20 protein-coding genes and 1 pseudogene are annotated in these 19,974 nt (G+C 67.1%); 5 read left to right on the forward strand and 16 right to left on the reverse strand.

What is annotated here, in order from left to right; all coding sequences use genetic code 11:
- The first annotated feature begins 105 nt into the window (after positions 1-105).
- Positions 106-987 (forward strand): LysR family transcriptional regulator, encoded by an 882-nt coding sequence (locus WS61_RS12685; protein WP_059500882.1) that lies wholly within the window; start codon positions 106-108, stop codon positions 985-987.
- Between the two features lie 12 nt (positions 988-999).
- Here WS61_RS12685 and WS61_RS12690 read toward each other — a convergent pair whose 3' ends face one another.
- On the reverse strand, positions 1,000-1,950 hold the full coding sequence (locus tag WS61_RS12690; protein WP_059500785.1) for a hypothetical protein: 951 nt from the start codon (positions 1,948-1,950) through the stop codon (positions 1,000-1,002).
- Between the two features lie 89 nt (positions 1,951-2,039).
- Between WS61_RS12690 and WS61_RS12695 the strand changes: the two genes are divergently transcribed.
- A complete protein-coding gene (locus WS61_RS12695) occupies positions 2,040-3,092 on the forward strand; it encodes an RNA-guided endonuclease TnpB family protein (protein WP_059500786.1) in 1,053 nt (350 codons plus the stop codon).
- Positions 3,093-3,242: 150 nt separating this feature from the next.
- Here WS61_RS12695 and WS61_RS12700 read toward each other — a convergent pair whose 3' ends face one another.
- From WS61_RS12700 to WS61_RS12730, 7 genes are all read right to left on the reverse strand, one after another.
- Complete coding sequence (locus tag WS61_RS12700; RefSeq protein WP_059500787.1) at positions 3,243-3,695, reverse strand: DUF3592 domain-containing protein; 453 nt, start codon at positions 3,693-3,695, stop codon at positions 3,243-3,245.
- A 10-nt stretch (positions 3,696-3,705) separates the two neighbouring features.
- The gene (locus tag WS61_RS12705; RefSeq protein WP_059500788.1) at positions 3,706-4,290 is read right to left on the reverse strand and encodes a hypothetical protein; all 585 of its coding nucleotides are present in this window, start codon (positions 4,288-4,290) and stop codon (positions 3,706-3,708) included.
- Positions 4,291-4,480: 190 nt separating this feature from the next.
- The gene (locus WS61_RS12710) at positions 4,481-4,846 is read right to left on the reverse strand and encodes a response regulator (protein WP_006486240.1); all 366 of its coding nucleotides are present in this window, start codon (positions 4,844-4,846) and stop codon (positions 4,481-4,483) included.
- Between the two features lie 36 nt (positions 4,847-4,882).
- Complete coding sequence (locus tag WS61_RS12715) at positions 4,883-5,842, reverse strand: chemotaxis protein CheX (RefSeq protein ID WP_059500789.1); 960 nt, start codon at positions 5,840-5,842, stop codon at positions 4,883-4,885.
- Positions 5,843-5,864: 22 nt separating this feature from the next.
- On the reverse strand, positions 5,865-6,443 hold the full coding sequence (locus WS61_RS12720; RefSeq protein WP_059500790.1) for a hypothetical protein: 579 nt from the start codon (positions 6,441-6,443) through the stop codon (positions 5,865-5,867).
- The gene (locus WS61_RS12725) at positions 6,440-7,168 is read right to left on the reverse strand and encodes a methyl-accepting chemotaxis protein (RefSeq protein WP_059500883.1); all 729 of its coding nucleotides are present in this window, start codon (positions 7,166-7,168) and stop codon (positions 6,440-6,442) included. The genes WS61_RS12720 and WS61_RS12725 overlap by 4 nt, the downstream gene beginning before the upstream one ends.
- A 22-nt stretch (positions 7,169-7,190) precedes the next feature.
- A complete protein-coding gene (locus WS61_RS12730) occupies positions 7,191-9,578 on the reverse strand; it encodes an MCP four helix bundle domain-containing protein (protein WP_059500791.1) in 2,388 nt (795 codons plus the stop codon).
- A 96-nt stretch (positions 9,579-9,674) separates the two neighbouring features.
- Here WS61_RS12730 and WS61_RS33250 point away from each other — a divergent pair, with 96 nt between their 5' ends.
- Positions 9,675-9,863, forward strand: a complete 189-nt coding sequence (locus WS61_RS33250; RefSeq protein WP_257127253.1) for a hypothetical protein — start codon at positions 9,675-9,677, stop codon at positions 9,861-9,863.
- 125 nt (positions 9,864-9,988) lie between these two features.
- On the opposite strand, the pseudogene WS61_RS12735 reads toward WS61_RS33250, so the two are convergent.
- Positions 9,989-10,387: pseudogene (locus tag WS61_RS12735) on the reverse strand (type II toxin-antitoxin system VapC family toxin); the annotation flags it as partial.
- The gene (locus WS61_RS12740; RefSeq protein ID WP_059500792.1) at positions 10,384-10,626 is read right to left on the reverse strand and encodes an antitoxin; all 243 of its coding nucleotides are present in this window, start codon (positions 10,624-10,626) and stop codon (positions 10,384-10,386) included. The pseudogene WS61_RS12735 and the gene WS61_RS12740, both read right to left, overlap by 4 nt.
- Before the next feature lie 256 nt (positions 10,627-10,882).
- On the opposite strand from WS61_RS12740, the gene WS61_RS12745 reads away from it, so the two are divergent.
- Positions 10,883-11,572 (forward strand): alpha/beta hydrolase, encoded by a 690-nt coding sequence (locus WS61_RS12745; RefSeq protein ID WP_059500793.1) that lies wholly within the window; start codon positions 10,883-10,885, stop codon positions 11,570-11,572.
- Between the two features lie 57 nt (positions 11,573-11,629).
- Here WS61_RS12745 and WS61_RS12750 read toward each other — a convergent pair whose 3' ends face one another.
- Together WS61_RS12750 and aspA are read right to left on the reverse strand one after the other, a co-directional pair.
- Positions 11,630-13,132, reverse strand: a complete 1,503-nt coding sequence (locus WS61_RS12750) for an amino acid permease (protein ID WP_059500794.1) — start codon at positions 13,130-13,132, stop codon at positions 11,630-11,632.
- A 103-nt stretch (positions 13,133-13,235) separates the two neighbouring features.
- A complete protein-coding gene (gene aspA / locus WS61_RS12755) occupies positions 13,236-14,642 on the reverse strand; it encodes an aspartate ammonia-lyase (RefSeq protein ID WP_059500795.1) in 1,407 nt (468 codons plus the stop codon).
- 141 nt (positions 14,643-14,783) lie between these two features.
- Between aspA and WS61_RS12760 the strand changes: the two genes are divergently transcribed.
- Positions 14,784-15,758, forward strand: a complete 975-nt coding sequence (locus WS61_RS12760) for a LysR family transcriptional regulator (protein WP_059500796.1) — start codon at positions 14,784-14,786, stop codon at positions 15,756-15,758.
- A 57-nt stretch (positions 15,759-15,815) separates the two neighbouring features.
- On the opposite strand, the gene WS61_RS12765 is transcribed toward WS61_RS12760, so the two are convergent.
- The 4 genes from WS61_RS12765 to WS61_RS12785 form a co-directional block, all read right to left on the reverse strand.
- Positions 15,816-16,877 (reverse strand): asparaginase, encoded by a 1,062-nt coding sequence (locus tag WS61_RS12765; protein ID WP_059500797.1) that lies wholly within the window; start codon positions 16,875-16,877, stop codon positions 15,816-15,818.
- A gap of 256 nt (positions 16,878-17,133) precedes the next feature.
- On the reverse strand, positions 17,134-18,156 hold the full coding sequence (locus WS61_RS12775; protein WP_059500884.1) for a DUF2891 domain-containing protein: 1,023 nt from the start codon (positions 18,154-18,156) through the stop codon (positions 17,134-17,136).
- A 19-nt stretch (positions 18,157-18,175) separates the two neighbouring features.
- Positions 18,176-19,126 (reverse strand): DUF979 domain-containing protein, encoded by a 951-nt coding sequence (locus WS61_RS12780; protein ID WP_059500799.1) that lies wholly within the window; start codon positions 19,124-19,126, stop codon positions 18,176-18,178.
- A complete protein-coding gene (locus WS61_RS12785; RefSeq protein ID WP_034205098.1) occupies positions 19,123-19,812 on the reverse strand; it encodes a DUF969 domain-containing protein in 690 nt (229 codons plus the stop codon). The genes WS61_RS12780 and WS61_RS12785 overlap by 4 nt, the downstream gene beginning before the upstream one ends.
- Positions 19,813-19,974: the final 162 nt, after the last annotated feature.

The following is a 19,974-nucleotide window of genomic DNA, read 5'->3' on the forward strand; positions in this document are numbered from 1 at the left end:
TAGACAAGAATCATGCAGGTGATCCTGCCCCGTGGCAGAACCTGCCGGTCAACGGCACGCCTTGCCTTCCCGCCATCAATGGCGGGTTTCTCGGAGCACATCCTGATGAACTGGGACAACGCCCGCTTCTTCCTCGCGCTGGCGCGCACCGGCACGCTGCGCGGCGCCGCGGCGCAACTGAACGTCGACCAGGCGACCGTCGGGCGCCGGATCGCCGCGCTCGAGGACGAACTCTCGGCCCGGCTGTTTCTCCGCACCCCGTCCCTCTATGTGCTGACGACCGCGGGCGAAGCCCTGCTCGAACCGGCCGAAACGATGGAGCGGGCGTCGCTGACGATCGAACGCCGCGTGATGGGGCTCGACGAGCAACTGGCCGGGTCCGTGCGCGTCGCCACGACCGACACGCTCGGCAAGCGCTTCGTCGTTCCCGCGATCGCCCGCTTGCGGCGCAGGCATGCCGGCATCGACGTCGTGTGCGTGACGTCGGCGCAAATCACCAACCTCACGCGCCGCGAAGCGGATCTCGCGATTCGCACGTTGCGGCCGGAATCGCCGGATCTGATCGTCAGGCGGCTCGGGCATCTCGAAACGGGCATCTACGCATCGCGCCGCTATCTGGCCGAACGCGGCGAACCGGTCGCGGGCAGCGCGTTCGACGGGCACGATCTGGTGATGTATCAGCAGCCGGTGGTGCCGACGATGTGGGACGCGCTGTGCGGCGAACCGACATCACGCGGCCGCGTGATGTTCCAGACTTCGTCGACGATGATGCTGGTGGAAGCCGCGCTGGCGGGGCTCGGCATTGCGGAGCTGCCGTGCTTCCGCGCCGACACCGAGCCGGAGCTGGTGCGACTCATGCCGCAGCGGTGCAATCATTTCGACGTGTGGCTCGTCGCCCATGCCGATCTCTACAAGACCGCGCGCGTGCAGGCGGTGATCGAAGCGGTCGTCGACGAATTCGCGACGGCGGCGGCCCCCGCCCGCTAACGGGCCGGTGCGTCAGCGCGGCTGATACTCGCCATCCGCCGCCGACCAGCGAAACGTCCGGCGCCATTTGCCGCCGCGTTCGCGCAACTGCAAGTCGTGGAAGCCGTCCGTCGACGTCGACAGCACGCTCAGCGCATTGCTGCCTTCCGTGATGTCGTGATCGCGCGTGCCGTCGCGATGCCAATCGCCGGCGATATCCCGGTAGAACATCATCGGCTGCGCGAACACGACGCGCAGCGCCTTGCCGTCGATCCTGAACAGGTACAACGCCTCGAACGACGCGCCGCCGCCGGAATAGCCGATCGACCAGCCCGCCCGCACCCCGAACGCGACATCGCCCGCCCGCAGCGCATACGGCGCGAGATCGAACCGCGACCACCGCTCGGGCCGTAACGCGACATCGCCCGACTGCTTCGTCTGCTCGAGGTAGTCGGGTCTGTCGAGATTCGTGTTGCTCCAGTCGGTCGCCTGTTCGAGCGGCTCTTCGGTGCGCGCGACGAGGCGCGGCACGCCGTCCGGACCGCGCTCGAACACGCCCAGCCAGACCAGCTCCTTCTGGTCATCGGCCTCGGCGTGATGCTCGAAGCCTTCGCAATCGGTAGGCGCACCGAATCGCAGCACGTCGCGCGCAGACTCGTCGGTCGGCGCCGCGCAGACGATCGCGACGAATGCGCCAGGGCGCTGCGGCCACGGTTTCGCGCCGACCAGCACGACACGCGCAAGCGGCTGGCCCGGGGCAAGCTGCGCCACCAGCCCCGCCTTCGTGAAGCCGGGCGGCAGGTGCACGCCGAAACCGTTGGCTGCCGCGCCGCTCATGTCGCGTGCGTACGCGGCGCGTGCTTCGGGCGAACCGAGCTTCCGGGGCACCTGGTCGAGCGAATGCGCGGTGCCGGCCGCGTGCGCGGGGAAGCTCGCGAATGCAGCGCCGATCGCGACGAGCCACGGCATCAAGCGAATTGTCATCAGTTGCTCCGAGAAACGCCGTCCTTCAGGACGGGGAGGAAAGGATTGCTATTGACAGACAGCTTCTTCCACGGGTTAGGATCACCGACATGATCCTTGTCTACCGCTACCGCGTGAAGTCGCTCAACGGACTGCTTAACAAGCCGAGCCGCGCGGTGAACGACGTCTGGAGTTTCTGCAACGACACGCAGAAGCACGCGCTCAAGTGGAGCAAGAAGTGGCCTACAGGATTCGACCTGAACGTGCTGACGACCGGCAGCAGCAAGGAACTCGGTATTCACTCCGGCACGGTCAACGCGACGTGCGAGCAATACGCGAAGTCGCGCAGTCAGCACCGTCGCCCGTACCTGCGTTATCGCGGCAGGAAGTCGCTCGGCTGGGTGCCGCTGAAGGGGCGTGACCTGAAGCGCGAGGGCGACGCGTTCCGTTTTGCCGGTAACACCTTTCGCGTGTTCAACAGCCGGGCGCTTCCCGAAGGCAAGATCAAGGACGGAACCAACTTTGCGCAGGATGCGCGCGGCAACTGGTTTCTCAACATCGTGATCGAGATGCCGGATGTTCCGGCCCGCCCGATCCGTTCCGGCGTCGGCATCGATCTCGGCCTGAAAGACTTCGCCACGCTTTCGACCGGCGAGAAGCTGCCCAATGACCAGTTCAGTCGACGAGCGGCGGAAAAGCTCGCGAAAGCGCAGCGAGCACGAAAGCACAAGCGACATATCGCGAAGCTGCACGCAAAGATCGCCAATGCCCGCGCCGACTTCCAGCACAAGCTCGCGCTCGATCTGGTGCGGCGGTTCGATTACATCGCGGTCGGCAACGTGTCGGCCAAAAAACTCGCCAGAACCAGGATGGCGAAGAGCGTCTACGACGCGTCCTGGTCGTCCTTTCGAAACAAGCTCCGCTACAAAGCGATCGCGCACGGGGCCACGTTCGAGGAAGTCGACGAAAGCGGTTCTACCCAGTCCTGTTCGTCGTGCGGATCGAAAGACAGCACGACGCGGCCGAAAGGTATCGCGGGACTGCGAGTAAGAGAATGGGCCTGCAGTAGCTGTGGTGTCGTGCATGATCGTGATATCAACGCTGCGTTGAACATTCTCCGATGCGGACGTGCATCGCCAAGTATAGGAATCCGCTCCCTTTAGGGAGCGGAGGACGTCAAGCTGGAATGTCCTGTGAAGTAACGAGGCAACGTACTGCGACGCCTGCAATCGTGTGCGTGACGACCGGATCGGCTCGCAGTGTCATGATGCCCTACTCGTCGGGATCGGTAAGTTTCGATGCGCAGCGCGCGGTCACTTCCGCTTGCGCCCGCTGCGCCACACACGCACGCCCGACCACAACTGACCGACGCCGACGACGAAAAAGACCAACCCCATCGCGCCGAATGTCAGCACATCGCCCCAGATCGCGCCGAACGTGTTCATCCGCGCAGTCATCCCCGGCGCGTCCGGCGCATAGCGCACCTCGACCGTCGCGCCGTCCTCGACGCTGACGTCGCCGCCCTGCGGATATTCGACATGCTCGCCCGCGAGCGTCGTGAACGCGATCTCCGGATGATGCGGGCCCGCGTTCAGCTTGACGACGCGCCCCGGCACGACGACCGACGTTCGCAGGAACTCACGCGTCGACTGCGCATACAGGCCGACGCCGATCAGCATGCACGTGCCCACGACGGTAAAGACGATGCCCTTTGCGATCAGCGTCTCGATGTGCCGGGCTGCAGCCCCGCCGAATACGGACATCATCCGTTTCGCGCTACGGACGCGACCGATAGAACGACACGTCGATCCGGGACTGTGTCTTGCAGCGATACATCACGCCGCGCCCCGTTTCGTCGGTCACGCCTTCGTACGACCCGTTGCAGCCCGTCACCTTGTACTGCGCGAACGGAACGCGCTTGCCGTCCGTCGGACGAACCAGCACCGGAATGCGTCCGGTCGGGCCGTCGCCGATCATGCGGACGAGCACCATGCGCGCCGCATCGATCGGCGCGTCGGAACGCATGTAGATCGTGCGCCCCTGCGCGTCGGTGGTGCCTTCGGCTTCGAGTTCCCGGCTGTCCTGGGTCGCGCTGGTGTAAAGCGCGAACGCATAGCGCGTGTTCGGCAGCGCCTGCCTGGTGGCGGGGTCGTGCAGCACGAAATAGCATCCGTTTGCGCCCCGCCCGGCCGACGCCTGCCCGTTGGCCTGCGTGGGATTGCACGTGTACGACGAGCCGTCGCCCGCGGCCGCCGTGTGTGCACGCTGTGGCCCCGTGTTCGCGCATCCGCCCGCCAGCGCGGCGACCAGCGATACGCACGCGCCGCGCAAGCGCGCGGGCCGACCGATTCCGGTTTTCATTGGAAGGTGTACCGTTCCCGATGTTGTCAATGCCGGGCGTGCCGTGCATGACACACCGGCACGCCGCCCTCGGCAACCGGCAGGATACGGACATCGCGGCGCGCTGTAAATCGCGCCGGCAACCGGCCACGCGCCCCGAACCTCAGCGTCGAACGCCGGCGCGGCATCGGGCCCGCGCCGGCCGCGCGCGTCAGCCCGCGAGCTTCTTCAGCGCGTCGAGCACCGCATCGCCCTTGAACGGCTTCACGATCCAGCCCTTCACGCCGGCGGCCTTGCCGCGCTCCTTCATCGCCGGGCTGCTTTCGGTCGTCAGCATCACGACGTTGACCGCCGTGTTCGCCAGTTCGCCGCGAATCTTCTCGACCATCGTCAGGCCGTCCATGTTCGGCATGTTCACGTCGCTGATCACGAGGCGCACGCCGGGCGTCGCCTTGAGCTTCGCGAGCCCGTCCTTGCCGTCGACGGCCGTCGCGACGTCGAGCCCGTGATTGCGCAGGAAGCCCGCCACTTCGTCGCGCACCGTGCCCGAATCGTCGACCACCAGAATCTTTGCCATGTCGTATTCCCCTTTCGTCGTTGCTGACTTCAACATTCAAAACAGTTCGAGTTCGCCCGATTCGACCATCGGCCCGACGTCCTGCACCGATTCGCGGAAATCCTCCGGCGACCAGCTCAGGCTGAACACGAAACGCTGGTCGAGACAGACCGAGCGCCCCGATGCCGGATCGGTCATCCGGTACTTGAAACAGAGCTGCGGACAGTCGCCGCCGAACGAGATGAACTTCTGCTTGTGATTGACGACGAGCGGCACCTGCACCGGATGGCGCGCCAGCGCCTCGGCGTCGCCGAGATAGCGGTTCTTGAACGCGCCCCACACGAGGTTGGTCAGCTCGCCGAGCACGCTGTTCACGTCGCGGAAATCCGGCGCGCGGCTGCCGTCGCGCGAGCCGCCGAGCATGTCGAGCAGCGGCTGCTCGCTCGTCTGCAGGAGCATGTAGCCGCGGCACCACGCGCTTTCGAGCGCGATCAGGCTGAACACCTCGCCGAAGATGATCTGGTCGCGCACGATGCACGGCGTGTCGTGCTCGATCGTCATGCCCGGGAACAGGCTGTCGAGGCGCGCCTCGGTGATCTCCGAGATGCCGCGCACGAGCGCGTTCGGGTAGTCGCGCCCGAACAGGTATTCGTCGATCGCGCGCTCGAGCGGCGTCATGTCGTCGGCGACGTAGGCCGCGCACGCGACACGCGCGAGCGCATCGGGCAGCCCGTCGCGCGACGCGAGCGATTCGCGGCGCAGGATGATCGGCAGTTCGGGCCGCAGCGCGTCGATCTGCGTCGCGATGATCGCGCTCTCGGCCGGCGAACCGCCGTAATCCTCGGCCAGCAGGATCGCGCCGAGATCGATGTTCGAGCGCAGCACCTTCAGCAGCCGGCTGCGCCGCACGGTCAGGCCGACCAGGTTGTGCTCGTCGCAGAAACGCTTGATCGCGTCGGCATGCACGCGGCTGTCGTCGAGCACGAGCACCTTGCTGACGGGTTGGTCTTCGGTCATCTGATGGATTCCTGATGGTCGGTCAGAACAGTTCGAGCTCGCCGCCGGTTTCCACCGTGGCCGCTTCCGGCACATGGAAATCGACCGGCGCGTTCGCACACACGCACAGCGTCGCGCCGACCCGCACGTCGTCGAACGTCAGGTCGTACGCGGCCACGTAATCGGGCGAGAGCGCGTGCATGTAGTCGATGCTCGCGCCGCTCAGCAGGTAAGGCGTCGACATCCCGAGATCGGGAAACGGCACGGTCAGCGCCTGGTTGATCGCGCCGCAACACAGGTTCGCGGCTTCCATGAACGCGTCGGTCAGCGGCCGCGCGCTGCCCGCGCCTGCCGCCGTGCCGACGAAATGGCGGCGCGTCGCGTCGTCGTCGCTGAAGCGCAGCGCGAGCAGCAGGCGGAAGTGCAGCGCCGAGATCGTCAGCACGACCACATGTTCGGGCGCCTTCGATTTCGATCGCGACGTCGCCTGCACGCGATCGGGCGCGTCATGTTCGTGGCCGGTGGTCGGCCGGATGTCGCACGCGCCGCCGGATGCGAGCCGCGTGCGAACGGCATCGAAAAAGATCCGCTCGAAACCGGCTCTCGCCTGCGCGCCGATCACGCGGCCTCTCCTTCGATCCGCGCGTGCAGTTGCCCGGCCAGCGTCTCGACGGTCGCGAGCGCGGCCGTGATCATCTTGCCGCCGGCCTGGATGTCCTGGAACGTCGCGGCCGTCACGAGATCGTTGCGGTTCAGGCTGTCGCGATAGCTGTTCGACAATTGCTGCGAGCGCGCGGCCAGCCCGCGCACCTCGCTCGCGACGATCGAGAAGCCGCGCCCGGCCGTGCCCGCGCGCGCGGCCTCGATCGACGCGTTCAGCGACACGATCGACACGTGCGCGACGATCGCCGACAGCTCCTGGTTCTTCGTGCGCATGTCATGGTTCTGCGTGGTCAGCGAGATCATCTGCTCGTGCCAGCGCTCGAACGTGCCGGCTAGCCCGCGCAGGCGCGCGGCTTCGTCGGCGATCTTCATCGCGTGCTGCGCGAGCGCCGCGCGATCGGCCGACAGCGCCTGCAACGCGTCGCGCTGCGCGCCGTGCGCGGACGCCTCGCGCGCCAGCGCCTCCTCGAGCTGCGCCTCGCGCCGCGCCCATGCGTCGGCCGCTTCCGCATGCGCCGACGCCGCTTCCTCGGCGCGTGCGCGGGCAGCGTCGAGCGCGTCGCGCAACGCATCAGCCTCGCGCGCCAGCGCCGCGACGTGCCGCCTGCGCATCACGCGAAACGCGATCGCCGCCGCCACGGCGACGACCGCGCCGCCCGCCAGCGCGGCGGCCATCTGAATCATCCACGCCTGCACGATCACGCCGTCACTCCGCTGCGCCGATATCCGCGCTGCGCGCCCGCTGGGCGAGCCCCGCGCCATGCGCGGCACCGTCCGCCGCGAAGCGCGCCGGCAGCGACACGATCGTCTCGAACGCGCGATACGGCGCGCCGACGCGATCGTCGGTGAAGCGCAGCGCGATATCGCCGCCCTCGCGCTTCAGGAAATTGCGCACCGCGTCCATGCCGACGCCGCGTCCGGATACTTCGGTCACCGTCTGCGCGGTCGAAAAACCCGGCCGGAAGATCAGCTCCGCGACTTCCTCGTCGGACAGTGCCGCCGCGTCGTCGGCATCGATCCAGCCGCGCTCGCGCGCGATGCCGCGAATCCGCTCGAGCGCGAGGCCGCGGCCGTCGTCGCCGAGCACGAACCACAGCTCGCCACCGCCCACGCCGACCGCGATGTCGATCGTGCCGGACGCCGCCTTGCCGGCCGCGCGCCGTACGTCGGACGATTCGATCCCGTGGTCGATCGAATTGCGCAGCAGGTGCATGAACACGTTCTTCAGCGTCGCGACGATCTCGCTGCGCACGCGCTGGCCGTGGCTGTCGATATGCACGACGGGCGCCGGCTTGCCGAGCTCGGCCGCGAGCGACGGCAGCGACTCGATCACGCTGCCGAGCGCCTCGCCGATACCCTGGGTGCCGAGCTGGCTCAGCATGCGCCGCACGGCATCGCGCGCCGCGTGCCAGTCGGACGCATTCGCCGGATCGGCGCCGTCGAGCACGCGCAGGCTTTCGCTGATGCGCGCGCGCTCGACCATCAGGAAATCGGCGCCGCTTTGCGCCGGCTCGCTGCTGCGGCCGAGCGTGACCGCGTTGATCGTCGCGTAGTGATCGACGGCTTCGCGCACGCGCGCCAGGTCGTCCATCAGCGCGTCGCGGTTCCACTCGGGGCCGCTGTCCGCACGCCGCAGCGATTCGTACGCCTGCTCCGCTTCATGGACGATGTTCGTCAGATGCTGGAGGCTGTAGGTGCGCGCATTGCCCTTGATCGTGTGCATGTTGCGGAACAGCGCCGCGACGATCGAATGATCGGCGCGCTCGTGCTGGCGGATCATCCGCTCGTTCTCGCTGAGGAAGCCCTTTGCGCTGTGCACGAAGTCGTGGAACTTGTCCTGGCTGATCGACAGGATCTCGCCGATCATCTCGAGGCGCCGCTGCTGCTCGCCGGCCTGCGCGGTCAGCTCGCGGATCTCGGTCACGTCGCGCACGCACAGCATCAGGCGCACCACCGTGTCGGTCTCGTCGGTGATCGCCGACCAGCTCAGATCGAGCCATTTCTCGCGGCCGTCCGGCATCCGCTTCGCGACTTCGTTGACGAGCAGGTGCTCGTTGAACGCGAAGTTCATGCTGTCTTCGCCCAGGCACGCGTGCACGGCCGCATCGACCTGCGAACGCGCGTCGGCGCCGATCGCCGAATCGTCGAACACGAGCGCCATCAGGTCGCGGCCGGCGATGTCGTTCGTCTCGAAGATGGTTTCGAGGTACGCCGAATACTCCGCATGCACGACGCCGCCTTCGACGACGGTCAGGATGCCCTGCTGCATGTTCTGCAGCATCGCCTGGATGTCGGCCGTCTTCTGCTTCAGTTGCGCGGCGTTCTCCTGGATCTTCTCGATCATCCCGTTGAACGCGACGATCGAATGGCCGATTTCGTCCATCCGGCCCACCGGCACGCGGCGCGTGAAATCCTGGCTCCTCGCGATCTCGCTCATCGCCGTCTGCATCCCGATCAACGGGCGCGTGATCTGGCGATACAGCACGAGGCCGAGCGCGGTCAGCAACACGATCACCGTGCCGGCGACGGCCGCGATCGCGGTCGCCGTGGTCGCGAGCATCCCGTTCAGCGCGCCGATCGCGTCGTCCTTCTGGCGGTTCTTCTCGACGCGCAGCGTGTCGACGATGCTTTCGAGTTCGTCGCGATACTGCGCGACGTTCGCGAACAGGTAGGCCTGCGCCATCTCGGCCTTGCCGTCCGCCTTCATCTTCACGGTGTCGTCGATCGCCGCGAAATAGTTGGCGGCGCTGTCCTTCGCCTGTGCGACGAGCCCTTCCTGCGCGCGGCCGACCGCCGATTTCGCCTGCGCGTCGAGCGCGGCGCGCAGTGCGGCCTGCTTCGCCTTCAGCTCGTCGCGGGCCTGCGCGGCGGTGTTCGCGTCGGGCGCGTAGACGAGCGTCATCGTCGCGATCTGGATGTTCTTCACGTCGGCGACGAGATCCGCCGACGCGAGCGCGCTCGGCACGATTCCCTGGGTGACCTGACGCACCTCGGATGCGCTCTTGCGCGTCTGGTACACGGCATAGATGCCGATCGCGGACAGCGCGAAGAACGTCAGGACGACTAGTAGCGTAATGCGATGACGGATGGTCATGAGTACAGCTCCCCGCAGCGATCCGGCTTCGATCGCCCTCTGGTCTAATGAAAGAATGTGAGCGCCGAATTATCGGGGATGGTGTATGACTGTCCGATGACCGACAATCAATCGTTCATTGAGGAAATTGAAATGAATAATTGTGCGGGGAAAAGCCTAAAGTTTTTCGCGGATTTTCCGTTAACTTGCCGCCGCCATATGCAGCACGGTCACGGCGCCCGACGCATCGCCGCAATAGCGGATATTCATCGTTTTATTCATGCTCCGCGAAATCCGTTTTATTGAATGCCGGTAAAACGTTTGCGCATTATCGGCGAGCCGGTTTATTTCGGCCTCTTTTTATAATCGATGCTGCGTTCGCCTGGCAGGCTCGTTAATGTCGCCCGTGCACGATCCGCCGCTCGGCCTTCGCTCGGTTCGGCGAGCCAGTCTTCGAATTGCAGCCGCGGAACCCGCCCGAATTCGCCGACGTTGTGCGTGACGAGCACGAGATGCCGGGCGCGCGCCTGCCCTGCGATCAACGCGTCGTAAGGGCCGATCGCCGTACCGGCCGCGATCAGATGCGCACGAATTTCGCCCGCATGCTGCGCATCCTCGGTGTCGAACGGGACGACCTCGAACTGAAACGCGTCGACACGTGCGACGTTCGCTGCCGCTCGCCGACTCTTGTACGCGCCGTAATAAAGCTCATGCGCGACGATCGCCGGGATCCCGAAATCGGCCGGCTGCCAGGCATGCAGACGGGCCAGCATTGCCGGCTCGCCGTTGAGAATGGCGATCACCGCGGTGGTGTCCAGCAGGAACTTCATTCGAACACATCCAGGCTCGAGCGCTCCTGAGCGGACGGCTGCGTGGTCGCCGCAGCCTCGAAGTCGGCGTCGACCGGGCCGATCAGCGGCGTCAGCCATGCCCAGTCTTGCGGCACCGGTTCAAGAATGACGGACGCCCCATGGCGGCGGATGCGCACCTCGGCCGTATCGAAGCGGAAATCCTTCGGCAGCCGGACGGCCTGCGAGCCGTCATGCTTGAAGATCTTTGCCGTATCCATCTTCGCACCCTCACGTATCTACAAAATGTATCTATTTTGTCAACGCACGTGAGAATGACGACTCGTCCGATCGGCCTGCCGTCGAAAGGTTGCCGGGCCGTTGGCCCATACCTGGCGCATGGCGTCGCGATCCGTTCCCGCAACGCACCGCGGCCCCGATTCGTTCCCCCGCGGAAACAATCAATCCCGCCCCGGCGATTCCCGTCCCGATCCGCCCGCTCTAGACTGTCGCATCGTTCCCTTTCGGACTCACGCAATGACCGACGTTCTGCCGCTGACCACCGATCCCGAATCCGGGCTGCAGTACCGGCTGCGCCCGGCCACCGGCCACCCCGCCGCCCGCCTGTTGCTGCTGCACGGCGTCGGCGGCAACGAAACCAACCTGCTGAACGTGGCCGGCACAATCGATCCGCGCATCGAAATCGCGTTCGTGCGCGGCCCGCTCACGTTCGGGCCGAATCAGCATGCGTGGTTTCCGGTGCGTTTCGGCCCGAACGGCCCTGAAATCGATGCGGCGCGTGCCGACGAGAGCCGCGTGCAACTGATCGCGCTGCTGCACGCGCTCCGCGCGCGGGATGGCGCAGCCCCCGCGCCGGCGACCGTGATCGCCGGCTTCAGCCAGGGCGGCATCATGAGCGCGAGCGTCGGCCTCACGTCGCCGGGCGATGTGAGCGCGTTCGCCGTGCTGTGCGGCCGCATCCTGCCGGAAATCGATCCGCTGATCGCGCGGCGCGATGCGCTTCGCCCGCTGCACGCGTTGATCGTGCATGGCCGCTTCGACGACAAGCTGCCCGTCGCGTGGGCGGACAAGGCCGATGCGAAACTGGCGGCACTCGGCATCGCGCACGACACACGGCTGTATGCGGCCGGACACGAGCTGACCGCGGAGATGGCCGGCGATTTCGGCCGATGGGTCGGCGAGCGCGCCGGCTTGAACCGGACTTGAACCGGACGCACCGCAGGCGCCGGCCCGCAAACGGACCGGCGCCTGCGGTGCATGGCATTACGCGTTCCGGGCAGGCTCGGCAACGGCGCGCGCCGATGCGGGCGTCGCCGCCTGCTCGCGCACGGCTCCGCGCTTCGCCAGCTTCCAGCCGATCGCCAGCGCGAGCACGACGACCGGAATCATCGCGACGGTCCACGTGCCGCCCGGATAATCGAATGCCATCAGCACCAGCACGCTGACCAGGAACCCGAGCGTGAGCCATGACGTGAAAGGCGCGCCGGGCATCCGGAACGACACCGGGCTCAGTTCGCCGCGATCGACCGCGCGACGGAACAGGATCTGGCACATCACGATGAAGCCCCAGGTCGTGATGATCCCGAGCGATGCCATGTTCAGCACGATCTCGAACGCCTGCGCCGGCACGATGTAGTTCAGCGGCACGCCGATCGCATTGACCGCGACCGTGACGAGGATTCCGCCATAGGGCACGCCGCGCGCGTTCATCCGCGACACGAAGCGCGGCGCGGAGCCGCCCATCGCGAGCGAGCGCAGCACGCGCCCGGTCGAATAGAGGCCGGAATTCAGGCTCGACAGCGCGGCAGTCAGCACCACGACGTTCATCACCGTGCCGACGTACGGCACACCGAGCTTGCTGAAGAACGTCACGAACGGGCTTTCGTGCGCGCTGTACGCGGTCCACGGCAGCAGCATCGTCAGCAGCACGACCGAGCCGACGTAGAACAGCCCGATACGCCACATCACGCTGTTGATCGCCTTCGGCAACACCTTGCGCGCATCGGCGGTCTCGCCCGCCGCGACGCCGACGAGCTCGATGCTCGCGTATGCGAACACCACGCCCTGCACGATCAGCACGGCCGGCAGGATGCCGTGCGGGAAGATCCCGCCGTGATCCGCAACGAGATGCAGCCCCGGCATCTGGCCGGCGACCGGATGCCCGCTCGCGAGAAACACGGCGCCGACCGCGAGGAACAGCGCGAGCGTCCCCACCTTGACGATCGAGAACCAGAACTCCATCTCGCCGAACACCTTCACGCCGATCATGTTCATCACCGACACGATCCCGAGCGCGCCGAGCGCGAACACCCATTGCGGCACGTCGGTGAACACGGCCCAGTACTTCATGTAGATCGCGACCGCGGTGATGTCGACGATGCCGGTCGTCGCCCAGTTCAGGTAGTACATCCAGCCCGCGACGAACGACGCGCGTTCGCCCATGAACTCCCGTGCGTACGACACGAAGCTGCCGCTGGTCGGCCGGTGCATCACGAGCTCGCCGAGCGCGCGCATGATCAGGAACGCGAACGCGCCGCACACGAGATACACGAGCGCCAGCGCGGGCCCCGCACTCTGCAGGCGGCCGCCCGCGCCGAGGAACAGGCCGGTGCCGATCGCGCCGCCCATCGCGATCATCTGCACGTGGCGCGGCTTCAACTTCTGTTCGTAGCCGGCTTCGTGCGACGCGAACATCGCATCGCGGTCGGCATGACGGGGATCCGCGCCGCCGGCCGTGTCGGCCGGGCGCTCGCTGGCGTGCTTCATGGTGTGTCTCCGTTTCTTGATGTATCGCGCCCGTCGACGGGCGCTGCGGGGAACGGCCACGCGCGGGCCGCCGGCGGCATGGGCCGGCGCCGCGCGGGCGGAATCAGTAGGCGCGCGGCCGGATCAGCGCTTCGGGCTGCAGCGCCTCGTCCAGTTGCGCGTCGGTCATCAACCCGTGAGCCAGCACGACTTCGCGGATCGACTTGCCGCTCTCGTGCGCTTCGGCGGCCACGGCGGTCGCGCGCTTGTAGCCGATGTACGGATTCAGCGCGGTGGCGAGCGCGACCGAGCGCTCCATCGTCTCGCGCAGCCGCTCGGGATTCGCGGTGATGCCGCTCACGCACCGCTGCGCGAGCGTCGTGCAGGCGGCCGTCAGGTGGCTGAAGCTGCGGAACAGCGCGCTGGCGATCACCGGTTCGAACGCGTTGAGCTGAAGCTGGCCGGCCTCGGCCGCGAAGGTGATGGTCACGTCGTTGCCGAACACCTCGAACGCGACCTGGTTGACGACTTCCGGGATCACCGGATTCACCTTGCCGGGCATGATCGACGAGCCGGCCTGCACCGGCGGCAGGTTGATCTCGCCGAAGCCCGCGCGCGGGCCGCTCGACAGCAGCCGCAGGTCGTTACAGATCTTCGACAGCTTGACGGCGATCCGCTTGAGCACGCCCGACACCTGGACGAACGCGCCGCAATCCTGCGTCGCCTCGATCAGGTTCGGCGCGGTGCTCAGGTCGAGCCCGGTGATCCGGCGCAGCGCGGCCAGCGCCTTCTCCGCGTATTGCGGGTGCGCGGTGATGCCCGTGCCGATCGCGGTCGCGCCGAGGTTGATCTCGCGAATCAGCCAGCCTGCCTCCTGCAGCCGCGCGATGTCTTCCGTCAGCATGACCGCGTAGGTCGAGAACTCCTGGCCGAGCGTCATCGGCACCGCGTCCTGCAGTTGAGTGCGGCCGAGCTTCAGCAAGCCGGCGAACGCGTCGGCCCGCTCGGCGAACGCATCGCGCAGCCGCGCCATCGCTTCGAGCAGATGTTCGACCGCGAAGCACGTCGCGATCCGGATCGCGGTCGGATAGACGTCGTTGGTGCTCTGCGCGAGATTGACGTGCTCGTTCGGGTGCAGATATTCGTACTGTCCGCGCGCGTGCCCCATGATTTCGAGCGCGCGGTTGCAGATCACCTCGTTCGCGTTCATGTTGGTCGACGTGCCGGCGCCGCCCTGGATGACGTCGACGACGAACTGGTCGTGCAGCCGCCCTTCGCGGATCTCGACGCACGCGGCGGCGATCGCATCGCGGTACGGCCGCGGCAGCAAGCCCAGTTCGCAGTTGGCGTCGGCCGCCGCTTCCTTCACGGCCGCGAGCGCCATCACGAGGTACGGCAGCGACGCAATGGTGCGGCCCGAAATGTCGAAATTCTCTTTCGCGCGCAGCGTGTGGACGCCGTAATAGGCGGCATCCGGAATACTTCGTTTGCCTAAAAGATCCGCTTCGACGCGGAAGCCGTTTTCGGTCATCGTGCCCTCCAGGATGTCTCGTGCCGCTCGTCGTTCGCCGCTTGCCGACGCGACGGGTTCGCATTCTATGCCTTTGCAAAAACAAGCTCCCTTCTGTATTATCGAAAGCGGTTTTGCGTGTGGCGCAACAGCGAGAATCGAATGAAGAAAGGCGCGAGAGAAACCGGCATCGATCACCTCGGCGCGATGCGCGCGTTCGTGCGCGTGGTCGAAACGGGGAGTTTTTCGGCGGTCGCGAAGGAGATGCACGTGTCGACGTCGACGGTCGCGCGCAAGGTGACGGCGATCGAGGAGGCGCTCGGGGTCGCGCTGCTGCACCGCTCGACGCACAGCGTGACGCTCACCGAAGCCGGCCATATCTATCTGGAGCGCGCGGTCACGCTGATCGCCGATCTCGACGACACGCTGCGCGTCGTCGCCGAGCTGAATGCACAGCCGAGCGGCCCGCTGAAGCTCACCGCACCGGTCGCGTTCGGCCGCCGCCATCTCGCGCCGCTGATCGCGCCGTTTCTGGCGCGCTATCCGACGATCCAGCTCGACGTGCGGCTCACCGACAACCACAACGACCTCGTGGCCGGCGGCTTCGACCTCGACATCCACGAAGGCGAGAACTACCTGGACAACCTGGTCGTCCACCGGCTGTCGCGCAACGACAGCATCCTGTGCGCGACGCCCGGCTACCTCGACCGCTGCGGGCGCCCGGCGACGCCGGACGACCTGAAGCACCACAACTGCCTGCGCTACGTGCATCCGGAAGGCGATCCTCGCTGGGCTTTCGTGAACGGCGACACCCAGCACAGCGTGCTGCCGGCCGGCAATCTCGTCACCGACCATTCGGAGCTGCTGCTGGAAGCGACCTGCGCAGGGCTCGGCATCGCGGAATTCGAGATCTGGCTGGTGCGCGACCTGCTCGCGAGCGGCCAGCTCGAAGCCGTGCTGCCGCGCTACCGGCTGCAGAACCGGCTGACCGGCGAATTCATCTACATCGCGTATCTGGCGAACCGGCGCAGCTCGGCGAAGCTGCGCGTGCTGAAGGATTTTCTCGTGGAACACCTCGCGCAGATCGGCGAGCTGTCGGATCGGGAACTGGCGAAGCTTCGCCACGCACGCGCGTAGCGCGCGCCGATGCGCGGCCCGGATTGCGGGCTGGCGGCATCGGCGCGGCGGCCGCGTTCAGGCCGCCTGCAATTCGAACGGGAACGTCACGTGCCCGAACTCGACGCCCTGCGTATTGAGCATCCGCGGCCGGTGGAAGCCAGCCAGTTGCGCGCGCTGCTCGGCCGTGCCGATCTGCAGCCGCTCGAGGATTTCGCTCACGACCATATAGAGCACGTCGAGATTGCCGTCCTCGATCTTCACCGAGATGCCGAGCGCGCCGTCCGCGCCGAGTTGCCGCGTGCGTTCCGACGCGCGCACGCCGATCCCGTAGCACGCATCCGCGCCGAGCTTGCCGACCACCTGCCCGCCGAACGCGTTCATCAGCACCGTGCAATAGCGCCCGTCGCCTGCGACCAGTTCCGGATAGGCGGTCATCGCACGGTGAATGCGCGCCAGTGCGCGCACGCGATCGGTGAGCGCGCCGCCCGCTTCCACCGCGTCCGCACCGTCGGCCAGCGACGCGTACAGGCGCGCCAGTCGATCCAGCGAGAACGCCGGCGTCGGCAGGTTGCAGCCGTCGATGCCCCAGTCGACTTCGTCGTCGCGCAGGCCGCACGCGTCGGCCACCGCGTGCTTCACGCGCACCTGCATCGGATGGTCGGGCAGATGGTAATCGGCGATCGCGGCGCCGATCGCGCGCGCGCCCGCCAGCATCCCGACATGCTTGCCCGAACAGTTGCTGCATACGCTAGTCGGCGTGTAGTCGCGCTTGATCCATGATCGGTACACCGCGTCGGACAACGGCGGATGGCCGCCGCAGCGCAAATCCGATTCGTGCGCGTCGACCTTCTCGAGCATCGCGCGCGTGCGTTCGATGTGACGGTCTTCGCTGCTGTGCGACGCGCACATCAACGCGATGTCCGCGTCGTCGAAGCCGAAACGTTCCGGCGCGCCCGTCTCGATCACCGACAGCGCCTGGGCCGGCTTGGCGGCCGACCGCGCGAGCGTCATCCGGAACGGATCGCCGAACCGGGCCAGCAGCCGGCCGCGGGCGTCGACTACCGCCACATGGGCGACGTGCGTGTTCTCGATCGCATTGCCGCGGTACGTGACGACCGCTGCGCGTGGGGTGTCCATCCTCTTCTGTCTCCTTGCTCGGGGGCCTGATGCCGGGGCCCGTCCAACCGGTACGGCAGTGTAGCGAGTCGTCGTCGCCGCGCGTCGGTCCCGTCATGGAAAGCGGTGTTGCGCACGATGCAAAGCCGGTCGAACGGCAGCGGCAACGCGTCGATTGGCTGCCCATCGGGATGGCGCCACACGTCGCGGTCGATCCGGCATTCGGCGCACGGCAGGTCGGACGGTGCCCGGTCCTGCCCGGCCGCGCGATTTCGCGCTACGCGTCCAGCGCGAGCAACGCGAACGTCGCGAGCCAGTGCTCGCCCATGTAGTCGCCGGCCACGTGCGCGAGTGCGCTCGCGAGATGCCGGTCGGCCGCGTCGAGCAGCTTCGCGCGCCGTGCATCGCCTGCCGGCAGCGCGCCGGCCAGCGAACGCTGGCACCACGCGCGGCTCAGGTTCAGCCCGTCGAGGTGCGCGATCTTGCCGTCGCTGCGGTCGCTGACGGTCGCCGGCACGAACAGCGTCGCGGGTTCGCCGCGCGCGAGGTCGGGCAGGAAGCGCGCGAACCAGCCGTCGAATTCGGTGGCCGGCAGCACGCGCCGCATCAGTTCGGCCTCCATCAGCGCGGGCGACAGGAATTCGTCGCCCGACGGTTCCCACGCCTGGCATGCGACGTCGTTCAGGTGCCAGCGCTTCGCGGTATCGACGATCAGCGCGGCAAGCCCGTCGCGCTGCGTGTCGCGGGCGAAATCGAGCGCGAGCGCCAGCGCGAACGCGGTGTTGAAGTGCGTGCCGACACGCAGCGGATAGGTCGCCTTCGGCAGGAAAGTCTCGAAGCGCGACACGAACAGGTCGGCCAGCGGCGCCATCGTCTTCGCCCAGCGCGCGGCCTGCGGCAGCACGCCCTTCAGCGCGAGCCGCTCGAGCTGCGCGGCGAGCGCGAGCAGCCACGCCCAGCCGTACGGCCGCTCGAAGCCGGCGTTGTGCGGCCGCGCGAGATACGCGCGCTCGCCGGCGACGTTCGCGTCGGTGAAATGCGCGTCGACGATCGCGACGATGCGTTCGGCTTCCGGCAATGCCGGGTAGCGTTCGAGCACGCGCAGCACGAGCCAGTAGCCGTGCACGCACGAGTGCCAGTCGTAGCTGCCGTAGAAGATCGGATGCAATGCGCGCGGCCCCTGCACGTCGTGCGGACCTTCGAGCGCATGCGTGAGCTTGTTCGGATATTCGCGGGTCAGGTGCGCGAGCGCGAGCGACGCGAATTTCGACGCGAGTTCGGGAGTGAGTCGGTCGGTCATGAGGATCTCGTCCATCGAGTCAGAAGCGGAATACGAACGCGTACATCAGCAGCGTGTTCACGGCCAGCAGCAGCACGGCCGTCGGCCACTGCATCTTGATCACGCCGTTCTTGTCCTTCAGTTCGAGCAGCGCCGCGGGCACGATGTTGAAGTTCGCGGCCATCGGCGTCATCAGCGTACCGCAGAAGCCGCTCAGCATCCCGATCGCGCCCATGATCGCCGGGTTGCCGTGGAACTGATGGACGATCAGCGGCAGGCCGATGCCCGCCGTCATCACCGGGAACGCGGCGAAGCCGTTGCCCATGATCATCGTGAACAGCGCCATGCCGACCGTGTAAGCCGCGACCACCGCGAACGGCGAATCGATCGGCACCCATTCCTTCACGAGCCCCGACACCACCCCGCCGACGCCCGCGATCGCGAACAGCGCGCCCAGCGCCGCGAGCATTTGCGGCAGGATCGCGGCCCAGCCGACCGCATCCATCGTATGGCGCGCTTCCTTCAGCGCATGCACGGGCGAATCGCGCAGCATCGCGAGCGCGACGACGAACGCGACGATCGTGCCGAGCACGAGCGAGATCAGCGTCACGCTCTTCGGGTCGACGAACGGCACGAGTTTCAGCGCGAACGTGCCGATCAGCGTGACGACCGGAATCAGCAGCGCGGGCAGGAACAACCGGTTGCCGAAGCGTTGCGCGAGCGTCTCGCGCCGCACGGCCGCCGCCTCGCCGGCCTCGTCCGACCGGCCGCGGCCGAGCCTGCCCGAACCGGCGATCAGCGCGAGCGCGATCGCGAGGCAGCCCGTGACGAAATGCGGCAGCAGCGCACCGAACAGGAACGTGACCGCGTAGATGGCCCAGAACGCGAAATTGACGACGCGCCGCGGGTTCGTGCGGTCCGTCAGGTTGAAGTACGCGAACGCGGCGAACATCAGCCCCGCGAGCGTGTACAGCGATTCGAGGCCGATCATCGCGCGCCCTCCTGCTTCACCAGGCCGAAGCCGCGCGCGAGCCGGCGGTCGAGCAGCGCAAGGCGCGTGCAGTGAATCAGCAGCGCGGCGATCGCGGTCGGGATCGCCCACACCGACAGGTGCAGCGGCTCGATGGCGATGCCGTTCTGTTCGAGAAAGCCCTTGATCAGCAGGATCGACTGGATCGCGATGAAGATGTCCTCGCCGAAGAACACGGCGACGTTGTCGGCGCCCGACGCGTGCGCGCGGATCTGCTGTCGCACCGACTCGGGCAGCTCGCCGTGCCGGCTGACCGCGGCGGCCTCGGCCATCGGCGCGATCAGCGGCCGCACCATCTGCGCGTGGCCGCCGAGCGACGTGAGACCGAGTGCGGCCGTCGCCTGGCGCAGCACGAAATACAGCATCAGCACGCGGCCCGTGGTGGCCGCATGCACGCGCGAGATCATCCGCTTCGCCTGCTCCTTGAGCCCGTTGCGCTCGAGCAGCGCGATCACCGGCAGCGTGAGCCAGATCAGCCCCATGTAGCGGTTCTCGGCGAACGCCTTGCCGAACGCGCCGACGATGTCGACGAGATTCAGCCCGCCCGCCAGCCCCGTCGCGAGCCCCGCGATCGTGACCACCAGCAGCGCGTTGAAGCGCAGCGCGAAGCCGATCACGACGATCGGCACCCCAATCAGCACCAGCATTTCTCCTCCGTGTGTCTGGACGCGCGGCACGTCGGCAACGCGTTGGCGGCCCGGTTTGCATCGGGCTCGGACGGCGAAATCTAACACGAGACTTTATCGATAAAAAGTCGACAATTTGCCGATTCGGGTAAACGTTGAAGCCGGCGGATACCGTGCGCGCGC

It is taken from the genome of Burkholderia sp. ABCPW 11 (assembly GCF_001523445.1).
Taxonomy (GTDB): Bacteria; Pseudomonadota; Gammaproteobacteria; order Burkholderiales; family Burkholderiaceae; genus Burkholderia.

Excerpts from the sequence above, each read along its gene's own strand:
- WS61_RS12775 (WP_059500884.1), bottom strand. The coding sequence starts at position 18,156 with ATGACCGACCGACTCACTCCCGAACTCGCGTCGAAATTCGCGTCGCTC.
- WS61_RS12710 (WP_006486240.1), bottom strand. The coding sequence starts at position 4,846 with ATGGCAAAGATTCTGGTGGTCGACGATTCGGGCACGGTGCGCGACGAA.
- WS61_RS12765 (WP_059500797.1), bottom strand. The coding sequence starts at position 16,877 with ATGGACACCCCACGCGCAGCGGTCGTCACGTACCGCGGCAATGCGATC.
- WS61_RS12745 (WP_059500793.1), top strand. The coding sequence starts at position 10,883 with ATGACCGACGTTCTGCCGCTGACCACCGATCCCGAATCCGGGCTGCAG.
- WS61_RS12705 (WP_059500788.1), bottom strand. The coding sequence starts at position 4,290 with ATGAAAACCGGAATCGGTCGGCCCGCGCGCTTGCGCGGCGCGTGCGTA.
- WS61_RS12760 (WP_059500796.1), top strand. The coding sequence starts at position 14,784 with ATGAAGAAAGGCGCGAGAGAAACCGGCATCGATCACCTCGGCGCGATG.
- WS61_RS12740 (WP_059500792.1), bottom strand. The coding sequence starts at position 10,626 with ATGGATACGGCAAAGATCTTCAAGCATGACGGCTCGCAGGCCGTCCGG.
- WS61_RS12690 (WP_059500785.1), bottom strand. The coding sequence starts at position 1,950 with ATGACAATTCGCTTGATGCCGTGGCTCGTCGCGATCGGCGCTGCATTC.
- WS61_RS12700 (WP_059500787.1), bottom strand. The coding sequence starts at position 3,695 with ATGATGTCCGTATTCGGCGGGGCTGCAGCCCGGCACATCGAGACGCTG.
- WS61_RS12730 (WP_059500791.1), bottom strand. The coding sequence starts at position 9,578 with ATGACCATCCGTCATCGCATTACGCTACTAGTCGTCCTGACGTTCTTC.
- WS61_RS12695 (WP_059500786.1), top strand. The coding sequence starts at position 2,040 with ATGATCCTTGTCTACCGCTACCGCGTGAAGTCGCTCAACGGACTGCTT.
- WS61_RS12780 (WP_059500799.1), bottom strand. The coding sequence starts at position 19,126 with ATGATCGGCCTCGAATCGCTGTACACGCTCGCGGGGCTGATGTTCGCC.
- WS61_RS12750 (WP_059500794.1), bottom strand. The coding sequence starts at position 13,132 with ATGAAGCACGCCAGCGAGCGCCCGGCCGACACGGCCGGCGGCGCGGAT.
- aspA (WP_059500795.1), bottom strand. The coding sequence starts at position 14,642 with ATGACCGAAAACGGCTTCCGCGTCGAAGCGGATCTTTTAGGCAAACGA.
- WS61_RS12785 (WP_034205098.1), bottom strand. The coding sequence starts at position 19,812 with ATGCTGGTGCTGATTGGGGTGCCGATCGTCGTGATCGGCTTCGCGCTG.
- WS61_RS12715 (WP_059500789.1), bottom strand. The coding sequence starts at position 5,842 with ATGACCGAAGACCAACCCGTCAGCAAGGTGCTCGTGCTCGACGACAGC.
- WS61_RS33250 (WP_257127253.1), top strand. The coding sequence starts at position 9,675 with ATGACCGACAATCAATCGTTCATTGAGGAAATTGAAATGAATAATTGT.
- WS61_RS12685 (WP_059500882.1), top strand. The coding sequence starts at position 106 with ATGAACTGGGACAACGCCCGCTTCTTCCTCGCGCTGGCGCGCACCGGC.
- WS61_RS12725 (WP_059500883.1), bottom strand. The coding sequence starts at position 7,168 with ATGATTCAGATGGCCGCCGCGCTGGCGGGCGGCGCGGTCGTCGCCGTG.